At 36.5% G+C, this 21101-nt stretch carries 21 protein-coding genes and 1 pseudogene; 15 read left to right on the top strand and 7 right to left on the bottom strand.

Annotation, left to right across the window (positions count from 1 at the left end; translation table 11 throughout):
• Positions 1–559: 559 nt before the first annotated feature.
• Positions 560–2356: a metalloendopeptidase CpaA gene (cpaA, locus tag AC07WY_RS02015; RefSeq protein WP_419334321.1), complete on the top strand. Its 1797-nt coding sequence runs from the start codon at positions 560–562 to the stop codon at positions 2354–2356.
• Positions 2356–3063 carry a metalloprotease secretion chaperone CpaB gene (gene cpaB, locus AC07WY_RS02010; protein ID WP_419334323.1) on the top strand — a complete coding sequence of 236 codons (708 nt, stop codon included), beginning with the start codon at positions 2356–2358 and terminating at the stop codon, positions 3061–3063. Before cpaA ends, cpaB begins: the two co-directional genes overlap by 1 nt.
• A 130-nt stretch (positions 3064–3193) precedes the next feature.
• On the opposite strand, the gene AC07WY_RS02005 is transcribed toward cpaB, so the two are convergent.
• Positions 3194–3874, bottom strand: coding sequence for a hydrolase (locus AC07WY_RS02005; RefSeq protein ID WP_494735607.1), 681 nt, complete (start codon positions 3872–3874; stop codon positions 3194–3196).
• 128 nt (positions 3875–4002) lie between these two features.
• Here AC07WY_RS02005 and AC07WY_RS02000 point away from each other — a divergent pair, with 128 nt between their 5' ends.
• The 9 genes and pseudogenes from AC07WY_RS02000 (at position 4003) to AC07WY_RS01960 (ending at position 11026) form a co-directional block, all read left to right on the top strand.
• A complete protein-coding gene (locus AC07WY_RS02000; RefSeq protein ID WP_419334326.1) occupies positions 4003–4899 on the top strand; it encodes a LysR substrate-binding domain-containing protein in 897 nt (298 codons plus the stop codon).
• 200 nt (positions 4900–5099) lie between these two features.
• Positions 5100–5591 (top strand): hypothetical protein, encoded by a 492-nt coding sequence (locus AC07WY_RS01995; protein ID WP_004821426.1) that lies wholly within the window; start codon positions 5100–5102, stop codon positions 5589–5591.
• Between the two features lie 946 nt (positions 5592–6537).
• Complete coding sequence (locus AC07WY_RS01990; protein ID WP_419334327.1) at positions 6538–7140, top strand: nitroreductase family protein; 603 nt, start codon at positions 6538–6540, stop codon at positions 7138–7140.
• Positions 7141–7211: 71 nt separating this feature from the next.
• Positions 7212–7331, top strand: a pseudogene (locus AC07WY_RS01985) (GlxA family transcriptional regulator); the annotation flags it as partial.
• Positions 7332–7643: 312 nt separating this feature from the next.
• Positions 7644–8081 carry a DUF2946 domain-containing protein gene (locus AC07WY_RS01980; RefSeq protein ID WP_494735606.1) on the top strand — a complete coding sequence of 146 codons (438 nt, stop codon included), beginning with the start codon at positions 7644–7646 and terminating at the stop codon, positions 8079–8081.
• A gap of 135 nt (positions 8082–8216) precedes the next feature.
• Positions 8217–8381, top strand: a complete 165-nt coding sequence (locus AC07WY_RS01975; RefSeq protein WP_262086018.1) for a hypothetical protein — start codon at positions 8217–8219, stop codon at positions 8379–8381.
• Complete coding sequence (locus AC07WY_RS01970; protein WP_004720575.1) at positions 8372–9808, top strand: cytochrome ubiquinol oxidase subunit I; 1437 nt, start codon at positions 8372–8374, stop codon at positions 9806–9808. The genes AC07WY_RS01975 and AC07WY_RS01970 overlap by 10 nt, the downstream gene beginning before the upstream one ends.
• A complete protein-coding gene (cydB, locus tag AC07WY_RS01965; RefSeq protein WP_494735605.1) occupies positions 9808–10812 on the top strand; it encodes a cytochrome d ubiquinol oxidase subunit II in 1005 nt (334 codons plus the stop codon). Before AC07WY_RS01970 ends, cydB begins: the two co-directional genes overlap by 1 nt.
• 106 nt (positions 10813–10918) lie before the next feature.
• Positions 10919–11026: a DUF2474 family protein gene (locus AC07WY_RS01960; protein WP_004821434.1), complete on the top strand. Its 108-nt coding sequence runs from the start codon at positions 10919–10921 to the stop codon at positions 11024–11026.
• 260 nt (positions 11027–11286) lie between these two features.
• Here AC07WY_RS01960 and AC07WY_RS01955 read toward each other — a convergent pair whose 3' ends face one another.
• Genes AC07WY_RS01955 through AC07WY_RS01935 form a run of 5 tightly spaced genes read right to left on the bottom strand, consistent with a single transcriptional unit; the run spans position 11287 to position 14900 of the window.
• On the bottom strand, positions 11287–12489 hold the full coding sequence (locus AC07WY_RS01955) for a DegT/DnrJ/EryC1/StrS family aminotransferase (protein WP_494735604.1): 1203 nt from the start codon (positions 12487–12489) through the stop codon (positions 11287–11289).
• Positions 12490–12542: 53 nt separating this feature from the next.
• The gene (locus tag AC07WY_RS01950) at positions 12543–12941 is read right to left on the bottom strand and encodes a DMT family transporter (protein WP_262086020.1); all 399 of its coding nucleotides are present in this window, start codon (positions 12939–12941) and stop codon (positions 12543–12545) included.
• Positions 12938–13297, bottom strand: coding sequence for an EamA family transporter (locus AC07WY_RS01945; RefSeq protein WP_004821440.1), 360 nt, complete (start codon positions 13295–13297; stop codon positions 12938–12940). The genes AC07WY_RS01950 and AC07WY_RS01945 overlap by 4 nt, the downstream gene beginning before the upstream one ends.
• Positions 13294–14184, bottom strand: a complete 891-nt coding sequence (locus AC07WY_RS01940; protein WP_494735603.1) for an alpha/beta hydrolase — start codon at positions 14182–14184, stop codon at positions 13294–13296. Before AC07WY_RS01940 ends, AC07WY_RS01945 begins: the two co-directional genes overlap by 4 nt.
• A complete protein-coding gene (locus AC07WY_RS01935; RefSeq protein ID WP_262086022.1) occupies positions 14181–14900 on the bottom strand; it encodes an MtnX-like HAD-IB family phosphatase in 720 nt (239 codons plus the stop codon). The genes AC07WY_RS01940 and AC07WY_RS01935 overlap by 4 nt, the downstream gene beginning before the upstream one ends.
• Positions 14901–15267: 367 nt before the next feature.
• Between AC07WY_RS01935 and AC07WY_RS01930 the strand changes: the two genes are divergently transcribed.
• From AC07WY_RS01930 to AC07WY_RS01915, 4 genes are all read left to right on the top strand, one after another.
• Entirely contained in the window at positions 15268–16023 is a 756-nt protein-coding gene (locus AC07WY_RS01930; RefSeq protein ID WP_419334340.1) for a MipA/OmpV family protein, read from the top strand.
• Positions 16024–16099: 76 nt separating this feature from the next.
• Positions 16100–17533 (top strand): aspartate aminotransferase family protein, encoded by a 1434-nt coding sequence (locus AC07WY_RS01925; protein ID WP_494735602.1) that lies wholly within the window; start codon positions 16100–16102, stop codon positions 17531–17533.
• A gap of 23 nt (positions 17534–17556) precedes the next feature.
• On the top strand, positions 17557–18627 hold the full coding sequence (locus AC07WY_RS01920) for a GNAT family N-acetyltransferase (protein ID WP_314339319.1): 1071 nt from the start codon (positions 17557–17559) through the stop codon (positions 18625–18627).
• Positions 18624–19517 (top strand): hypothetical protein, encoded by an 894-nt coding sequence (locus AC07WY_RS01915; RefSeq protein ID WP_494735601.1) that lies wholly within the window; start codon positions 18624–18626, stop codon positions 19515–19517. Before AC07WY_RS01920 ends, AC07WY_RS01915 begins: the two co-directional genes overlap by 4 nt.
• Positions 19518–19855: 338 nt before the next feature.
• Here AC07WY_RS01915 and AC07WY_RS01910 read toward each other — a convergent pair whose 3' ends face one another.
• Positions 19856–21094 (bottom strand): type II toxin-antitoxin system HipA family toxin, encoded by a 1239-nt coding sequence (locus tag AC07WY_RS01910; protein ID WP_494735600.1) that lies wholly within the window; start codon positions 21092–21094, stop codon positions 19856–19858.
• Positions 21095–21101 lie beyond the last annotated feature (7 nt).

The raw sequence follows: 21101 nt of genomic DNA, 5'->3' as shown, positions 1-21101 counted from the left end.
ATCCAACATGAAACTGTTAAGAGATTAAAAGTTTTTACCATTTAGAATAATTAGCGAACATATCCTTTGAGGACACTTTTTTTGTGATTTGTACTCTTTTGAATAGAAAATATTGCTTTAGAAATTTAATATTATTTGTTTAAGTTATTGATATTGTTATTTCTTAATTTAAAAATCCAGAAAATAAAGACGTGAAAAGCAATGTGGATTAGATGATATAAAAATAATTTTAATGGGTTGAATCATCTATAGAAATATCAAATTTCTATATTGAAATACTGAGATTTAAACTCAGCGATTGTTCAACAAAAAAAGAAGGATAATTCACGAATTATTGATTGGTTTGGATTGATGATTTTACTAAGTTTTATTTTATAAGCTCTGCATTGTTTTTAAGTTGTAATATTTATTTTTATTTATATATCATATATTTATGATTTTACAGTACTTGGGTTAGTTGTTGGTTTTATCGATTTTATTAACAATTTTTAATTTTATTTTTCAATAAAAATTAATTTATAGTGTCAGCTCAACTTTATAATATTGACTCAGGTATAACATGAATAAAAGAAAAGTTATTACAGTCTTCATTACAAGTGGCATGGTCACTTTTGCCATAGCCGCAACCACGCTATCACCAAACCAGAATAACCAGAGTGGGATCATTCCAACAGGCTATGATGATCTGATATTTAGTGTATCCAATGGCAATTGGGTAAAGAATATTTCCTTACCGAATGTAGCAAAAGAAGGTGCCTTAATTACAATTCAATCAACTGCGGGTTATGACAGTGATATTGATTTAAGTAATGTAAATATTGAAAAAAAAGGCGTTCTCACACTAAAGTCTGGAAACAGTTATCGTTTTAAATTTAGTAATGGAAAATGGGAGTTTTATGCGCCTGAAATTGCCAATTTTACGCCTGAAAAAAATGGCAATACCATTCCAGTATTTCAACAATCACAGGCTCAATATGTTGTAAGTGATGCTGCTTGGACTGAGACAATTCATTTACCGCAAACAGGTCAGAATGGCCAGATCCTTGTGGTTAAGTCTAATGCGCTTAAATCCTCCAAAATTAATTCACAAAATGCATTATTTCCAAGTACATTGGTTGTCAATAAAAATGATGCATATATCTTTCAATATAATCAAGAACTGAGTAAATGGGTTCCACTGTCTGTTCCGACACGTATTATCAACGTGATCAATGGTAATACTGCGGCATTAAATACGGCTTTGCAAAATTTAACTGCACCTAAAACAGAAATTCGTTTTGCTGATGGGGCATGGGTGTCTTCATTAAAATTACCGCAAACAGCAAACGACCGAGATCGTATCATTGTTAGCTCAACTGCAAGCTGGCAATCAGTGATTGAAAATGAAAAAACCAATACCACTGCAACCCTAAAACTTAACAAGGGCAATCGTTACGAGTTCATTTATATTGCAGATAAATCGTATTGGGTGTTGGCTTCGTCTCCTAAAACCTTATTCACTGCAAACACCGCTGCACAGGGATTCACATTTAAAACCCCTGTCGTTGAAATAACCGCTGATAATGCGCAATGGGCGCCTGTTGTAAACTTGCCAGCGGCTCAGTCTGGTGACAAGGTTATCTTATCTAATTCTGCGGATACAGCGTTTACAGTTTCGGCTAGCAATATTAGCGCAAGTTTGAAAAAAGGCGATAAAATCCGTTTGGTATTTAACAATGGTGTTTGGAATACCGATAGTTATCAGATTGATTTGCTACTTGTGAATAGTCCCGTAGTCAATGACAAACTTGGTGCAACTGCTGCAAAAATTCAAGCCCGTGAAGCACTTAGATTAACCAATGAAGCGCTTGAAAACTCGCAAGCAAAAGCCTACTACAAAGAAGTCGGATACTTGGATTATCGAATTCCTGGAACGACACTCGGTGATGCGATTAATTTAGGGCGTTCAGATACCACCGTACAAGCGGAAAGAACCAGAACAGGTGCTGATGCGATATATACCATTACAGATCATTCGGGTTGCGGTCTCGCTTATGTAAATAGCACACCGAGCAAGTACAACATGATCGGATCACATAACTATGGTTGTGGTATCACCGCAATGCGGCATGAGTTAGGGCATAACATGGGACTCGGACACAGTTTTGATCGAACCACAGGTTATAACTGGGGATTTGGTCATCCTTTAGGCAGTACCATTATGGGTGGAAATCAAATTGGCTTATATTCGAGCCCAGATATCTATAGCCCTGAATATGGCGTGCGTTTAGGTGAAACTGACAAATTTGATGGCTTAAGAAAAATTAATGAGAATGTTGAAGCCATTTCAAAATTTTTAGTGGCGGTTAATCTATAATGAATAAACGGATATATCTCATTATTTCCGTTGTTTTAACTGTTTTGGTGGTTTCTTTGTTGGCTTGGTTCATCTCAGGTCAACAGGAGACAGCTGATACGGCTAAAGCGATTGCGTCTAAACAAAATGAACAAATCGATCAAGTGAATTCACCGAAGCTAAATGCAAATCTAACCGAAACACAAGTATTGCAACGTATAAAAGACAGCCATGCTCGCCGTAAACTTGTAACGCTGGATGAGGACAAATTACGTGCAGGAATTTTCAATCAACAGATGTTCAATTTGAGTACTGTTGATACCGTGTCTATGCATAATCCTGTTCCTTTGACAGATGCACAAAAAAAAGATGGGCGAATATTTCTGAGGAATGATCTATATACCTTAGAGGCGAAGAATGTCGGCGATCAAATCGTATTTAATGTGCCAGGCTATGGTTTAAACAGACAGGCCGTTATAGAACGCATAGAGGTAGATCCAGGTGAAGATATTGTCAGTTGGTCAGGCTCTCTAGAAGGAGGAGATCAAAATAATGAGAAGTTTCATATTACTCAAACCATTAAAGACAATTTTACCATGGGCACGATTACAGCAGATGGTAAAACCTATACCATTTTGATGAAAAATGGTTATGGATGGGTCAATGACGTTGCCAATGAATCTGCCGCACTTGAGGTAGCGGAAAAGGAGACGGATCATATACATTAATTTTTTTTAATCTAAAGACATGATTTATTCTCTAAACTTGAAGTAGCAATAAAATGAAAATAGTAATTACTGCGTCATAACAAAGATTTAGACACCTCGAAAGGTGTCTAAAATCATCATTTATTTAAAATTATTTACGAATTGAATCAAGTACTTCTTTGTTTGTCACAACTGCTTGTGCTTTTGAATAACTTTCAATCAGTAATTGATAAGCAGGGAAGATTTGAGTGTACACTTGAGCCCATTCAGCAGCATCTTCACGGTTCCAAGTTTGTTGAATTTCTGAAGCAACCGCCGCTGTATCCATCGGTACCGCACCTGCTTGAACCACACGTGCTAAGGTAATTTCTTGTGCCATTTTGCTATACGTACCTGATGCATCAACCACAACAAAAACTTTATAGCCATCTGCAATTGCACTAATTGCTGGAAAAGCCATACACACGCTGGTAATCGTACCCGCAATAATCAGGGTCTTTTTACCTGTTGCTTTAACCGCTTCAACGAACTCTTGATTATGCCAAGCATTAATTTCGCCTTTACGTGCGACATATTTTGCATGGGGTGCATTTGCGTGTATTTCAGGAATAAGTGGGCCATTGGGGCCTTGGGGAACTGATGCTGTGGTAATGACAGGAATGTTTGATAATGATGCTATTTTAGCTAAGGCTGCTGCGCGTTGGCGTAGTTCTGTCATTGGCATATCTGCAACGGTTTGAAATAAACCACTTTGGTGATCAATTAACAGCATAACGGAATCATTTACATCAATCACTGGGGCTTGGCCATTAAAATTAGCTGGAGTAGACATTTTATATATCCTTAGTTAAGCAATCATTTGCTGTTTTTAATACTAACAGTAGGACAAATATTGAATTATGCTATTTATATGACATATTGTCTTATATAGAGAACAGTTGTGATATTTAAGGGGATATGATGAAAGACTTAAATGACCTATATTATTTTACCAAAGTGATTGAATATGGTGGATTTTCAGCTGCAAGTAATGCGTTGGGTGTGACCAAATCATTGTTAAGTCGAAGAGTTGCGGAATTGGAAAACCGTTTAGGAGTAAAACTTCTCAATCGAACCACCAAAAGAATTTCGATTACAGATGTCGGGAACATATATTTACAACACTGTAAAGCAATGCTTGTGGAAGCTGAATCGGCTGATGAGGCAATTGCACTGTTAAGCGCAGAGCCAACTGGAATTGTAAAAATTTCTTGTCCTACAAATTTATTGCATATTAATGTCAGTAAAATGTTGAATAAGTTTTTAGCACGTTATCCGAAAGTTAAATTACATGTTGAAGCGACAAATAGAAAGGTAGACTTGTTTAATGAACGTTATGACGTTGCAATTCGAATCAGACCCTTACCTTTAAAAGATAGTGATTTGATTGTACGTAGCCTATCCATTTCAAAACAATTTATTGTCGCAAGCCCTGATTTGTTGAATCAACATTTCTTGATTAAAACACCAGAAGAATTAACAAAATTACCTATTTTAATGATGGAGTCTTTGTCCTTTGAATATCATTGGGATCTTTATAATTCTAATAATGAATTATATGTGGTTAAGGATGAGCCGAGGCTAACCACTACTGATTTAAGTGCATTGCATTTAGCGACTTTAGATGGCTTGGGAATTGCAAAACTACCGGAATTAATTATTGCTGAAGACTTAAAAGCGGGCAGACTGGTTAAAGTGATTCCTGAGTGGGAACCGATGCCAGAGCTTATTCATTTGGCCTATACTTCTAGAAGAGGCCTATTACCATCGGTAAAAGCTTTAATCGAGTTTTTGGTCACTGAGTTTGATCAAGTTTAGTTCTTTACAAGAATCAGCTTTATTCGCCCACCAATATCTTTGATCGACAACAGGTGAATACTGCAATTGGCATTGAATAAACTGTCATAATTGTTAGAATGCATTTCTTTCGCTGTTTTCATGTTATTTTTATTTTGTATTTAGGCTGCAAGATGACCAATAACGTTATAGTAAACAGTATTTTAATTAAGGATTTTTTAATGTTATCAATTTATTTAACAGATGTTCAGGAAAATGTGCAGTTTAAAGATTACCCTGGTGAGCACCCTGTTAAATTTATTTTAAATTTCAAAAAGATTTTTCCAAGTGTAATGGAAATTTTACTCCCAGTACTTCCTGATGATGAAGACTTGGATAAAATGACTTGGGAATCTACAACTGAAGATTTTGAGATTTTTAAGAAACTCCTTACAGGTTGGGGTGTGATTGAGTTACGTTTACAAGCGATTAGCCAATATAAGAATAAAAATTTCGCAGACCAACTGCTTAAACAAGCTCAAGCCAAACGTAAAGAATTTGCAAAAAAGCAGCAACAATTGTCTACGGTTGAACTGGACTACTTATTTATGCATGAAACACATGCATTGATTGACGCTGAATTGGTTGAGTTAGGTGAAAAATTCTATTTACCTACTTTGCGAGATATTTGGAAAAATACTGTACCTGCCAAAGTGCTGAATGCTAATTTCTAGTCAAACATAATCAATAGATTGAAATAATCAAATTCAAGTATAAAAGGCAGTTTTAAACTGCCTTTTATTTTTTATTCATCTGTTTAAGTTTTTTAAATTGTAGGCCCAAGCGTATAAAACATAAAAAATAGAATAAATATTGAACTGATGATACTTAATATATTTAAAACTTTCATTTTTTAACCAATTGCGATATCTAAATTTTGAGTGGAAATATTTTTAATGCTTAGATTTTATTCGGCAGTTGTTTAAGCAGGATGACAATGATTTAAATGAGGTCATTCATTTAGCAAGTCTTTATGATTTAATTTTAAATGCTGGTACTTCTTATTCAATCTTCTTTATTACGCGTTTGTAGGATAAAACTTCTGATTGTAGATTGATGGATGGTATATATCGTGATTTCTATGTCGAAGAGTTGCTTAGGGTCTGTTGACAATTCGTCTATGTTTGCGACTACGTGTGTTTTTTAGGCGATACAAGGCACGAAATATGAAATTTAGTCATTCTAAATGATGAGAAACATTGTTTCGCAAGGTAACGACGTAGCGGCAAAAAACACACAAGTCCCCCGCTGCGCCTTGCGCTGCAAACAAAGCAGTGCTTTGTTCTTGCTCAGGGTTGTGGCTAAAATTATCTCAGCCTACGTTATGAAACTCGAAAATAGTCTCGCTATTCTCATTCATGCTTTACGACGTATACGTCTCATGCTCAATTTTAACCTACAACGCAAGCCATTTATGAAATGTCAACAGACCCTTATATTTCTTCTAATTCACTTTTGCTTAGAAACATATGACAAAAGTAGATATTTCTAGCAAGTTTTTTTATGTTGTAATACTTTTGATTTTAATCAATTCATACTTGTTATGATTTTTTAAAATATCTTGATAATCTTTTTTAAAGTATCGGATTTCCCCGGGGATATATCCAAGGATATTCAGCAATGTCGAATAATTTTTTAGATTTAATTCATAAACGCCGTACAATTTATGCGATTGGACGTCATGTTAACCAATCTCCTGAGCATCTTACTGATTTGATTCAGCAAGCGATCAAGCAAAGCCCATCTTCTTTTAACTCGCAATCATCTCGTGCAGTGATCTTGTTTAATGCTGAACATGAGAAGTTCTGGAACTTTGTAAAAGTTCAACTGAAAGCTTATGCCAAAGATGAAGCAAGTGCCTTAAAAACAGAGAATAAAATGGACAGCTTTATCGCAGGCTTTGGTACCGTTCTTTTCTTTGAAGATTTAGATGTAATCCAAAACTTACAGGAAAAATTTCCAGCATATGCAGAAAATTTTCCGATTTGGGCTGAACACTCTACAGCAATCGCACAATTTTCAACGTGGACAGCCTTAAATAGCGAGGGTATTGGTGCATCCTTACAGCACTACAATCCAATTGTCGATGAACAAGTTCATGCGGAATGGGATATACCCAAAACTTGGAAACTTCGTGCACAGTTGGTATTTGGTTCAATTGAAGCAGAGGCTGCTGAAAAAGCCTATATCGATGATGCTGTGCGTTTTAAAGTGTTTAAATAATTGTTTTATTTTCTCTAGCTTCTTGGCTTGCTCAGCCAAGAAGCTTTGCTATTGAAAATGCTAATCAATCTATTGATCTAATTATACAAAGTGTTGGTTATCTAGCCCCAATTTCTTTTCGCAGATTGTTTAGAAAAAAAATCGGCTTAACACCCTTAGAATATCATTGTAGATTCAGTCGTCGGGTATAAGCTTTTCAATTGAATTTAGCTTGAAAGTTGGGCTGGTGCTATTTACTCACTAAAAGCTGAAGCGATGATGGATGCTTTTTTAAGTTTTATTGATCATTGCTATATAATAAACAAATCATTAAAAAAGAAAACGATTTCCAAAAAAGTGCTAAAGAGGCTTTGATTTAAAATTTAAATGTACTATAGTAAAGCTAGAAAAGTTGAGTAATATGCTTGGTTTTTATGCAGTTGATTCTTTATTTCAAGTTAAAGATCTACAGTTAAAAGCAAACTTATACTTTTTTCTATCTCTCTCAATATGAGCAATCAATTGTGTTAAGAAGCAGTGGTCTGTTGCTGGCATTTGCAACAGTATTTTTACAGCTTGCGGTTTTTTTACAGCCGTTATTACCTGAGCAGTATCAAATTGCTCCGGTCTGTGAAGACATCACTCAAGCTTTATTGCGACCAACACATGCACATCTTCATCATGAGCAAGAATCTAGTTTTATTCATCACTATTTGCATTTAGATCAAGCCCAGCAAGCAAGTAGCTCAAGTCATGATCATCATGACATTAACCATCAATGTCAGTATTGTGTGGTATATGGCAATTTAGTGATGCCACCAGAAATTGGCGTAAAAGAAACCCTAGTGCGTATTCAAGTACGTTTAATGGCTTATGTTGAAAACTTTCAGCATGTCTATTTTCAATTACAACGCCTGTTTCTGATTCCTCAAGGGCGAGCCCCACCTGTAGTCTTTGCATAACACATTCACCGATCCATAGGTTTAGCATTTTTAAATAAAGGCTTTAAAGCCATGCGATCATATTTCGAATTTATTGTGTAGAGAATGATCATGATTTTTCAAAATTTCCTCGATTTGCAGGAAAGCAGGTTTTGCATGCTATTTTTAGCATTGTTTAAAAATACAGCAAAAAGAAAACAACAGATTGTACGGAATGTTCAGGCGTATGCTGAGTTTGTACAACAAAAAATGTTTAACAATGTATTTAAAACTCAATCTTTACCAACTTTACCAATGAATAAGGTGATGTCATGGATCTAGGATTAACTGCTTTAGAATTGGCGCGTATTCAGTTTGCTTTTACTGTTTCTTTCCATATTATTTTTCCTTCAATTTCTATCGGGCTTGCAAGCTTTTTAGCTGTACTTGAATGGCGCTGGCTAAAAACTCAAAATCCTGTTTACCAAGATTTATTTAAATTCTGGGTAAAAATTTTTGCTGTCGCTTTTGGGATGGGCGTGGTTTCTGGTGTGGTGATGAGTTATCAGTTTGGAACAAACTGGAGTGAATTTTCACGTGTTGCAGGCTCGGTAACTGGTCCATTACTGGCTTATGAAGTGCTGAGTGCATTTTTCTTAGAAGCTGGTTTCCTTGGCATTATGCTTTTTGGTTGGGGGCGCGTAGGTCCTCGGGCGCATTTCTTTGCAACGGCTATGGTGGCGATTGGTACCTGTATTTCAATGTTTTGGATTTTATCTTCAAACAGTTGGATGCAAACACCACAAGGCTTTAGCATCGAAAATGGGATTATCGTGCCGCAAGATTGGTTTGCAATTGTGTTTAACCCCTCATTTCCTTACCGTTTAGCCCATATGGCTGCTGCAGCATTCCTTGTTTCAGCCTTACTGGTGGCTGCAACTGCTGCTTGGCATTTATTAAAAGGACGCCGTGACGCATTAATCAAAAAATCGTTTTCTATGGCATTGTGGATGATTCTGGTCCTTGCACCATTACAGGTTCTCATCGGTGATAATCACGGTCTAAATACCTTAAAACATCAGCCTGCTAAACTTGCGGCGATTGAAGGGCATTGGGAAACCAACAAAGGTGAGGGTATGCCGCTATATCTGTTTGGTATTCCAGATATGCAAGCAGAAGAAACTAAATATGCTATCGGTATTCCAAATCTTGGTAGCTTAATCATGACCCATACACTGGATGGTGAGGTAAAAGGCTTAAAAGAGTTTGCACCTGAAGATCGTCCTAATTCTACTGTGGTGTTCTGGAGCTTTAGAATCATGGTTGGAATGGGCATGCTGATGATTTTACTCGCCGTGATGGCATTGTTTCTACGCAAAGGCGGCAAGCTTTATGAAAACAAATGGTTACACCGTTTTGCTTTTGCTATGGGACCTTCAGGATTTATTGCCTTGCTTGCAGGCTGGTTTACCACAGAAGTTGGTCGTCAACCGTGGGTGGTATATGGAGTGATGCGAACCAAAGATGCTTTATCTCCAGTTTCTGCGGAACAAGTCGGCCTCACTTTAATTATTTTCGTTGTGGTGTATTGCATCGTATTTGGCATCGGCATTTACTATATGTTGAAATTGATGCACAAAGGTCCACAATTTATCTACGCCACACCAGAAAGTGTAGCGCATAGTGAAGAAGCGGTTATTTTGGCCTCTAAACGTCCATTGACGAGTGTTGAAGATAGCGTTGATTCCAATGAACAGGAGCGTAAATAATGATTGATTTATCTCTGATTTGGATTGTCATTATCGCCATTGGTGTATTCATCTATGTAGTATTAGATGGTTTTGATTTAGGGATTGGGATTTTATTTCCCTTTGTTAAAGATCAACACGAACGTGATGTGATGATGAACACTGTTGCACCTGTTTGGGATGGTAATGAAACCTGGATGGTATTGGGCGGTGCAGCATTATATGCTGCGTTTCCAATGGTCTATGCCACTGTATTGTCTGCATTATATATGCCAGTTATCCTTATGGTGATTGCTTTAATTTTCCGTGGTGTGGCTTTTGAGTTTCGTTTTAAGGCCAATCGAACCAAGCATTTATGGGACAAAGCTTTTATTGGTGGATCAATTCTTGCCAGTTTTTTCCAAGGGATGATTCTTGGTGCGTATATCCAAGGGATTAAAGTTGAAAATCATATGTATGCAGGTGGTGGTTTAGACTGGTTATCGCCGTTTACTGTGTTTACAGGTATTGGTGTTGTTGTACTTTACGCAGCACTGGGTTGTGGATGGTTAATTTTTAAAACTGAACTTGATTTACAAGATCGTATGTATCAGTTGATGCCTAAATTAATCGTTGCTTTGTTTGTCATCTTTGGCGCAGTCAGTATTTATACCCCGATGGCGCATCCTGAAATTGCAGCACGCTGGTTTAGCCAACCACAATTGATGTATTTTAGTCCTGTACCAATATTGGTGGTGCTGTTTACTTTTCTTGTGCTTCGCGCATGTAAAAAGCGTTATGAACTAAGCCCATTCCTTTATACTTTGGCTTTGGTTTTCCTTGCTTATACTGGGTTTATCATCAGTTTGTGGCCTTATGTGATTCCACCATCAGTGACCATATGGGAAGTTGCCGCGCCACAGAGCAGCCAATTATTTGCTTTAATTGGTGCATTGATTTTAATTCCAATTATTTTGATCTATACCGGGCTTTCGTATTGGGTGTTCCGAGACAAAGTTCGAATCGGTGATAAAGGTTATCACTAAACTTAAAAGTCGCATGTTTAGTTTTTGGCTTGAGTAAAAAATAGCCTAAGCAAGATTAAACATGCTGCAGAGTAAAAAATTAAAGCTTTAAATGAGGTAAGCAAATATGAAACTATCTCAAACGCAATGGTTTGTCGTGTTATGGCTAGGTGGATTTCTGACATTGGCGATTATTGCTGGTTTTTTTAGAATGTTGATTCAATTGGCCTACTAAGGTTTTGCTAAAGTAAAAATGAGGAACTGTGTTCCTCATTTTTTGTTTTATTTTTTGTGTTAGCGAATCGACAATAAAAATAATCTGTATCTAAGCGGCTTCTAAAAAATTAATAAATCTTTTTCATTAATCAAAAAATGATCATCTTTGATTAAATCAGACCAAGGGTGAAAACGGTTTGGTTTTTATTGAATGGGTTATATGACGTGACAAAGGTAAATTGTTTTTTTAAATAGATGTTACTCGGATTGGGCTTAATTCTATGTGGTTAGAATTCTCTCTAGTACTTTAAAAATAATTTGAAAATCATCCTCCTCTAACCAAGCTGAATTACTAATAGTAAAACTTTGTGCTGCGAAGCTTGTTGCGTTTGGTGTATCGGCATGTATATGCGATAACGCTGGATAGTGGGAAATTGAACGTACAAAAAGTTTGGTTATGCCTAAACCTGAGCACCAAAGTTCATCTAATATTTTTTTACATAATCTTTCATTTTCTACAAAACAAATCAAAAATGGAAAAGTTGCCTGAGTATTTATCTGTTCATCAAATATATGTAAGTTTGGCAATAATCTTAATTGTAAGATACGCTTTTTAGCTCGCTGTCTTGCTTGTTGCCAATGTAGCGGAAGGCGTGTGCTGGCATGTGCTGCAACTTGACTGCGCCATTTCCCAAGTTGATGAATAGGAATGCTGTCTAGATCAAAGTTATCGCCTACAGCTGTGATTTCATCATGGTTTTCTAGCGCCTTACGCAATGGTTTGCCATAGAGCCATGTTAAAGTTGCAGGACGATAAAGCAAACTATACGCCATCAATTCCAAACAACGTTTCAGCTCCCATTGCTTGAGCAAAGGTAATGTTAAGGAACTTTCATAAAGTTGCTGGTTGATTTCTAGATCCCGACTAAACAATACACCTCCTTCAGCACTGGTTAGTCCTTTGCCAAAAGCCAGACTAAAAAATGCAATATCTCCAATTAGCCCTACGCTTTGATAATGGGTTTTAGCACCCATAGATTGAGCAGCATCTTCAATGATAAAGGTCTGATAATGTCGGGCAATTTCTTGGACTAAGCTAAAATCATAAACCAGACCGGCAAAATGAGTCACCACAATTGCCAAGGTATTTGCATTGGTTAACTGTTGTAGTTGTTGAATCTCAAAATTTAAGCTATTGGTTTCTATGTCACATAGAACGGGCGTTAATCCTATTTTCTCAATCGCCAGTGCCACCAACGGACATGTCCATGCTGGAATAATGACTTGTTTACGTTGTGGTTGTCTTTTTTCTAGCGTTTGCAAGGCAAGAATTAGAGCAACTGTACCTGAGCAAGTTAAACTCGGTTCAGGAATATTGAGTAAATGGCTTAGATATGTGGATAGATCTGTTTGATGAGCAGAAGGAAACAGATCTCTAAAATTAATCGTGAGGCCATTGGTCGGTGGGATTTCTTTTTTCATATTTAGATGTCGTAAGTCATATTCCTATGTATTGGTTCAAAGAGGGTGTGGTTTTACTTCAGTACTTCATTGGTTGAAAGATATTGTTTTGACTCATCTTTTGCTAAGAAAAGTACACCAATTAAAATCAGTGTTGCGCCTAGTACTTTTGCAAAGGTGAGTGGTTCATTAAACAACCATATAGATAGAAGCGTGACGCTAATCAACTCCAAATGTGATGCAGCAAAGGCAGGCCCAACAGGTGCATGTTTGAGTAAAGTCATCCATGTAAAAAAGGCCCCGATATAGCCAATAATTGCCCCATAAATCCAATAATGACTCAAGATACGGATTAACCAAGCCATATCATAAGTCAGTGGCATTGCATGGATGGACGCAAATTTAAAACTGATTTGGGCCAAGGTGTCAAAAGACATTAATATGATAAAACCGATGATATAAAATAACTTCATGTGCCTAATCCCACAACAGTGACGCCTAAACTAATTAAGATGACACCGATCAGTCGATTACGTGTGAGCTTTTCATTAAAAAATAAACGCCCAGCGATAAGGATGACAACGATATTGATACTGCCTAACATCACACCATCAGACAATGGGACTAAGGAAAGGAAAATAAGCCAAGTGAAAAACTCAATGATATAACTGGTGATACCAATCCAAATCCAGGGGCGTATTGCCATTGCTTTCCAATGTGCAATGCCATCATGTTGAGTATTTTCTGACGCTGCTGCCTTAAAAGCCAGTTGACCGACAGTATCAATGACAATAGTTAGAAACCAGACAGCAGCAATAGCTAAATTCACGCAGGTTCACCATGTTTTAAATTCGCTTCAACAGTGCTTATTTCAGCTGACTTTTCTACAGGGTTGGAAATAACAGCCAATTGTTGATATTGTTTGATGAAATTTAATGATGCTTCAATGACTTGTTTACGATCGTTATCAATCGTGATCATATGGTAGCTTTCGTAAAGCCAAATTAATTGTTTTTGGCCCGATACTTTGTCATAGATCAACTGACTATTTTTTTTATCCGCAATATCATCATGAAATGCATGTAAACAAAGCGTCGGAGCGGTAATTTTGTATAAATTTTTACCAACATTTTTGGATAAGCGCTGCATCTGATAAAGTGAATGCCAAGGATTACCTGGCAATCCAGCTTTACTACTATCGTCACTTTTCATGGCTTCTAGAATACGCATACGCAATTGTTGGTTTTTAATGCCGTAAGGCTCAGTTTCATCAAAGGCACTATTTTTAAAAATATTTAAATGCGAAACGATAGGTAAAACGATAGGGGCGAGTATTTTTGACCATCGTGGAATACTCCAACCATCAAATTTAAATGTTGGGCTATAACAAATCACTCCAGCAACTGGATGTTCTGAAGCATATTTAAGTGCCAATAACGAGCCCATAGATAATCCAATGACAAATATTTCATCAGTATGCTTTTTTAATTCTTCAGCAGCTTGGCAAATACTTGAATACCAGTCTTCCCATTTGGTTTGGACTAAGTCTTGCATTGTTCCGCAATGTCCTGCGAGCTGTACGGCTAAGACACTATAGCCCATTTGCTGACAGGGCTTTGCCACACTACGCATTTCATTAGGTGTGCCTGTTAAACCATGGATCAGTAGTACACCAGTACGACTTCCATTGATGAAGAATGAGTTATCTTTAATCATGCAAGCACCATAATCGTTGGATCAAGTTCAAAATCACTCATCAGTAACTTTTCTAAAGGTTGATGAATTTCTGTAATATTTTTAAAAGGCGTATATAAAATTTGTTTTTCGCGGCAATGTTCAATCAGGGATTTTTTTGCAAAGACATAATTTGCACTTTCGGCAAGACAAAAATCTGAACGACCATCGCCAATTAAAATAATATTTGCCTGATGATTCATCTCAGCAATTTTGCATTTACAGGTGCCACTTGCACTTTTACAGGCTAAATTGGTATTTGGAAATTCTAATCGCCATTGGTATTCATTTATTTGAACCAAATGATTCGCGATAACCGGAAGATGTCCTAGATTATACTTAGATAAAATATATTGAATCACCAGATCTAAACCATCGCTGACAATGGTCAGTGGTATTTTATGTAAGGCACTCAATTGCACCAAATCTAAAAAACCAGCATCAATTTCTATTTGATCTAAGCATTGATAAAACGCTTGTTGATTCATATGTAATAAAGCAATTTGTTGTTGCATACATTGCTTTGAGCCAATCAATCCTTGTTCCCATTGCTGCTCAATGGCTTGCCATCCATCTAAGGCAAAAGTTTCCAATAAATGATCAGTTGTATCATTTAAACTAATAGTCCCATCAAAATCACATAATATATGCCAAAGGTTTTGTGAGGTCGTATTCTGTTGCGGGCTTATCAGGAACATAATAAGTTTTACCACTGTTATTTTAATAAACTTGTCACATAAATTAATTTTCGATTCTTAATTAAATCTTATGAGGAATTAGTGGCAAAAAGATGACGTCGCTGTATTGTAAAAAAGTGTAATTTATTAAAATTATTTAATTTATTAAAAATGAATAGCTTATTTTTTTATCGCCTCAAATTAAAAGAATTTAAAATTCATATTTTTGACTGAATTAAGTTTCGGATCACAAAACAAAACAATGTTAATGGAATTTTACTTTTTTTTAAGATTCGCATAAGAAAGCAAATTCATATTTAGCCCACATCGCAAATATGCTGATTTCAGATTTGAAGTCATTATAAAAATGCGTTGAATGGACCGAAATATGAATAATCATTTAAAACCCATAAAACTTGCGCCGATTATCGGAATACTACTTAGTTCATCATATGTATATGCAAATGGTGATCAGCCAGCAGCTTTAAGTATTGGTGCAAATTACACTGTCGATTTTCAGCCATATAAAGGAAAACGTACCTATCAGAGCTTACTTCCTACAGCTTTCTATGATAACGGTCGCGTTTATTTAGAAGGCGATGAAGCTGGTGTTTATCTTTTAAATGATGATCACAATGAACTGCGGTTAAATGCTGCATACGATGGTAGTAGTTATGACCCAAGTGGAGAGCTGACTGGACTACAACGCCGTAAATGGTCAGTCATGGCGGGTGGTAGTTATATGCGAATTACACCATTTGGTGGTTTTAAAGCTCAGATTGGAACAGACGTACTTTCTCGAAGTAAGGGCACGATTGCCACAGTATCTTATTTAGCCGAAATCAGTCGTGGTAAATGGTCTTTTTATCCTGAAATCGGCGTGCAATGGAACAATGCTAAATATAACCAATATTACTATGGCGTAAGTTCATTAGAAGCCCAACGCACAGGTATCAGTTCTTATCAACCCAGCACAAGCTTTCATCCTTTTTTAGGGATCGCAGCTGATTACCAGATTTCAAAAGATTGGAGTGCTTTTGGCACTTTAAACGTCGATTTTCTTTCAAAGGAACAAACAAATAGTCCAATGATTGACCGACGTACAGATATTTATCCATCCATCGGCATCAAATATAAATTTTGAATGTAACTCATTTCTCCACTCAGATTTTGTTTCAAAACAAAACTGAATCAATTAAAAGCTCGAAAAAGGTAACAACATGAATATCAAAGAAAACCATCTTTTTTCAGAAGGTCAGGCCATGACAAAACGTGAACCATTAGATGAAGCACAACTCTTGGCGGATGAAGCCAAATATTGTTCATATGGCGATACCGTGCATTATGTCAATCCGCCTAATATTTTTACAGATTGTCGAGGTAGCTATGTTTACAATGACCAAGGCACACCGTTTCTTGATCTTCAAATGTGGTATTCAGCAGTTAATTTTGGTTATAAAAACCCACGCCTAGACCAAGCATTAATTAATCAAATTCATACCTTACCTCAAATTGCCAGCCAATATTTACACCCAACTAAAATTGAATTGAGCAAAGTCATTGCCGAAGATATGTTGAAAAAGACCAGCGAAAAGGGACGTATTCACTATAATGTTGGTGGATCACAAGCGATCGAAGATTCATTGAAATTGGTGCGAAATTTCTGTCATGGTAAAAGCCGTATGTTTGCTTTTGAAGGCGGCTATCATGGTCGAACTTTAGGGGCTTCTTCAATTACCTCAAGCTATCGCTATCGCCGTCGTTATGGTCATTTTGGTGAACGTGCTCAATTTATTCCTTTCCCATATCCTTTTAGACGTCCTAAAGGGATGACAGCTGAAGAGTATGCAGTAAAACTTGTGGCTGAGTTTAAACGCTTATTTGAAAATGAATATCATGGTGTTTGGGATCCTAAAGTTCGCGAAAGTGAATTTGCCGCTTTCTATATTGAAACGATTCAAGGAACAGGTGGTTATGTCATTCCACCTATGAATTTTTATCCAGAGTTAAAAAAAGTTTTAGATGAGCATGGAATTTTATTGGTTGTTGATGAAATCCAAATGGGCTTTTATCGTACTGGTAAATTGTGGTCATTTGAACATTTCGGTATTACCCCAGATGTATTGGTATTTGGTAAAGCTCTGACCAATGGTTTAAATCCGCTTGCAGGCGTTTGGGCAAAAGAAGAAATCATTAATCCTGAAGTTTTCCCTGTTGGATCAACGCACTCGACTTTTGCATCAAATCCATTGGGTACGGCAGTGGGGCTTGAAGTCATGAAAATGCTGGCCGAGAAAGATTATGAAAAACAAATTATGGAAAGTGGTGCATATTTCCTTGAAGGCTTAAAAGATCTACAGAAACGCCATCCTGAAATTGGTGATGTTGATGGGTTAGGCTTAGCTTTACGTGCAGAAATATGTCAAGTGGATGGCTTTACTCCAAATAAAGCATTATTGGACAAAATGGTAGATATTGGTCTTTCAGGTACTTTGGAGTATCAAGGTGAAAAATGTGGTCTAGTCTTAGATGTGGGCGGCTATTACAAAAATGTGATTACATTTGCACCAAACTTGGAAATCTCACGTGCTGAAATTGATCAAGCAATGGTTTTATTAGAGCAGTTATTACTACGTGCTAAAAAAGAGCTGTGATTCAGTAGGTTGAATTTATGACAATGCAAACCGATCTCAATCAATTGGAACCACATTCACTGGTAGATGCTTTTATTCAGCATCCACCTAAGATGTTTGATGTAAATGATTCAAGCGATTTTTTAACTTTTTTTACAACAGATTTTAATCTACTCACGACTTTAGATCTTCCTGTAAAAAAACGCATTGAATCTACATTAGGTTATTCATATTGGGGTCGGTTTTTGCATTTAAAAACATGTTTTATTGGAACGACCGTAACCGAATATAGCCCGCTTATCAGTAGTTTACCGGTCAGTGATTTGCTGCAACAACTCAAGCAACGTATAGGCCAGCAAAGTTTAACGATTATTAAAGATTTACCGATAAATTCGCCCTTATTAACTGCGCGGGAGAATCTCTATAGTCAGCAATTCATTGAAGTTGCAGAGCGTGCCGGTTTTCTGGCGATAGAAGGGCAAGCTTTGGCTTATGTGCCAATTGATTTTGAAAATCGAGAAGATTATTTAGCAAAATTTTCAAAAAGCCGCCGTAAAAATTTGAAACGCAAGTTGAAAAGCTTAGACGATTTACGGGTTGAGATACTCGATACAGGTGCACAACAATTTGCACAGCACGCATTTCGAGCGCAGTTATATCAGTTATTTTTAAATGTTTACAATCAAAGTGAGGTTCACTTTGACTTACTCACTGCTGAGTTTTTTGATGAAATTTTGCAAGATGCTGAGAATGGTGGCAAAGTCTTTTTGTATTGGAAAGCGCAAATTTTAGTGGGATATAACATTTGTTTTGAGTACCAAGGGAATCTTGTTGATAAATATATTGGTTTAAATTATCCCTTAGCCATTGAATATAATCTTTATTTTATCAGTTGGTTCATCAATCTGGATTATGCCAAACAACATCATTTAAAATTTTATATTGCTGGCTGGACAGATCCAGAAGTAAAGGCTCAGTTGGGTGCTAAGTTTACTTTTACACGGCATTTAGTATGGATTAAACAACCTATATTAAGATTTGTACTCAGACGACTACGCCATTTGTTTGAAGCAGATGCACATTGGCATGAAAGTATGCAGGAGTCAAAATCATGAATAGCATTAGGCAACATGTTGTTCTCAATTTTGATGGTTCAGTTGAGATTTCGAATGCTGCCCAAAACATCGATCTTGCCAGTTGGCAAGAACAAATCCGTTTTGGATGTCATTGGAAAAAATTTCAGCAGCTTGAAGATTATCTAGCCAAGCAATTACCTCCATCAGATCAATTGGGTTGTGTATTTATGGGAAGTGGTGATTATCATCATATAACCCAGCTGCTTTTAAAACGGATAACAAACAATGAACCTGTTCATTTAATTGTTTGTGACAATCACCCTGACAATATGCGTTATCCGTTTGGAATACACTGCGGTTCATGGGTGTATTGGGCCAGTCAATTGCCACAGGTTGCCCGGATCGATGTGATCGGCATCAGCTCAAGTGATATTAGCTTAAAACATGCATGGGGAAACCATTGGTCTCCTTTATATAAGGGCAAATTGCATTATTGGAGTATTCAACAAAAGGCGAATTGGACCCAATGGATTGGCGCACAACATGCATGGCATGGTTATGATGAGCCAGACCAATTAATGTCAGATTTTTTTAATGAAATACAAAAAATTGATCTACCCATATATTTATCTATAGATAAGGATGTGTTGTCTAAAGATGTGGTGATGACCAATTGGGATCAAGGGCATTTTTTAGAAAAACATTTGCAGGATCTAATTCAAACTTGTTCAGCGCGTCTAATCGGAGCCGATATTACTGGGGATGTCTCAGCTTTTCATTATCAAAGTCGATTGAAAAGGTTTTTAAGTGAATCCGATGGGCAACAAGAGCCGACCCAAATTGAAATTGCTCAATGGCAAATACATCAGCAAGCATTAAATCAAAGATTGCTTAACAGTATTCATCACGCCTGGAAAATAGATGAATAAAACAGATCGTATTCGGTCTCATGTTATAACAACAATTATTTTTGATTTACGATCTTGATCATGTATACCGCAGCAAGAGTTTTTTCTGATGTTTTAGCTTATTATCTTAAAAAAGTAGGAATAAGATCATTGTAAAACAACAAAATAGCCTAAGCAAAATTATATAAATGCAATTGGATTTTCTCATTTATAATGACATAAAAAGTACTTTATCTAATTTAAACTGGATTTTATGTCATGTTTGGATCATTTTCTTGACAAGATGAATGATTAAATACCGATTCATTCTGATCAAAGTTTTCATTATCCATAGTATCAATGGCTGGCATTGTTGAACTTTAGTTTTTGAGGATATCTAGATAGAAATAGGGTTCTAATTGACGAATTTCTGTGGCTTTAAGACCTGCATCTAACAGGTATTTTTCTCTATTTTCGAGAACATCACGGACATCCTTAATACATTCTCTGGCTTGATCTAGGTTTAGTCCAAAGGCATTGCTACGACTGATAAGGTTGTCATAGCTTCCAAAACGTCCATCATTGCCTAAAACCAGAGCATGTTCATTTGGAAATGAGCTTGGCATACCATGTGGTAAAACATCAAAAAGCGGGCTTAAAGCATAATGTTGCTTTTTCATGTCATACATTAAAAAACCATGATTTTTTAAATGATCGTCAGTATTGCTAATCATGACATTCAGCACCATCCGCTTATAGAGTTCTTTTTGATTACTGATAGCATCAAAACAAATCTGACTACAGACTTTGGCAATACTCATATAGGACATTTTAGGATCTCCTATACGAATTTTCTGAATATTGAGCAAACTATTGGCACTTATATAGTGTTTTTTACGTTCAGGGCAGTTTCGATCAAAGCGTTCAACTAAGAGAATAGGGCGGCCGGCACATTCTGTTAGTTCGGCATTACATGTATTGAGCCCCATGTCTCGTGCCATATTCAGCGAAGCATATTCAACTTTACAGGTATCAAACAAATCATCACTTTTATTAAATTTGGCAATCCATTCTTTATTTTTATACATCACAAGGGTTTTGGGTCTGGCACCGCCCATTGAAGCCCCATTATATAAAAGCTTATTTAATTCGAGTTGCTCAAGTTTCATCTCAAACGGATCTCGTTTTTTTTCGATGAGTTCAGTAATTTGTATAAAGGTTTCTAATTCTGCATATTGAATGATATTTGAATTGTTTTTTATATGCGATTTAGACAAGCTTCCAACAATACAGCCGACTGAATTTCCTTGTGAAGCGAGTAACCATTCCAATTGATTTAATGGTGTTCTACGGTGTAAGGCATTGGTTAAGCGTTTACCCCAATTGTCTGGTGTTGCATCTGCAAGTACACCAAAACCATCTTTAGAAATATTTTCATATGGTTTGTTATAAGACTGAAAGCTTAGATTAAGTGGATCTAAAGGGAAGGCATCTGCACGTTGTAAGTATGATTGACCATAAAGAAAGCGATAAATCGGTTTTTCATAAGAATAGTGTGCAGAAATTGTTGGCTGGGAGCCTGTATCTATGAAAACATAACATCCTTTAACTTCATCCATGTTCATT

The organism is Acinetobacter sp. GW821-FHT01C12 (genome assembly GCF_059422625.1).
The sequence above is the reverse complement of the archived record's forward strand: the minus strand, read 5'-3'. Positions and strand labels throughout refer to the sequence as shown.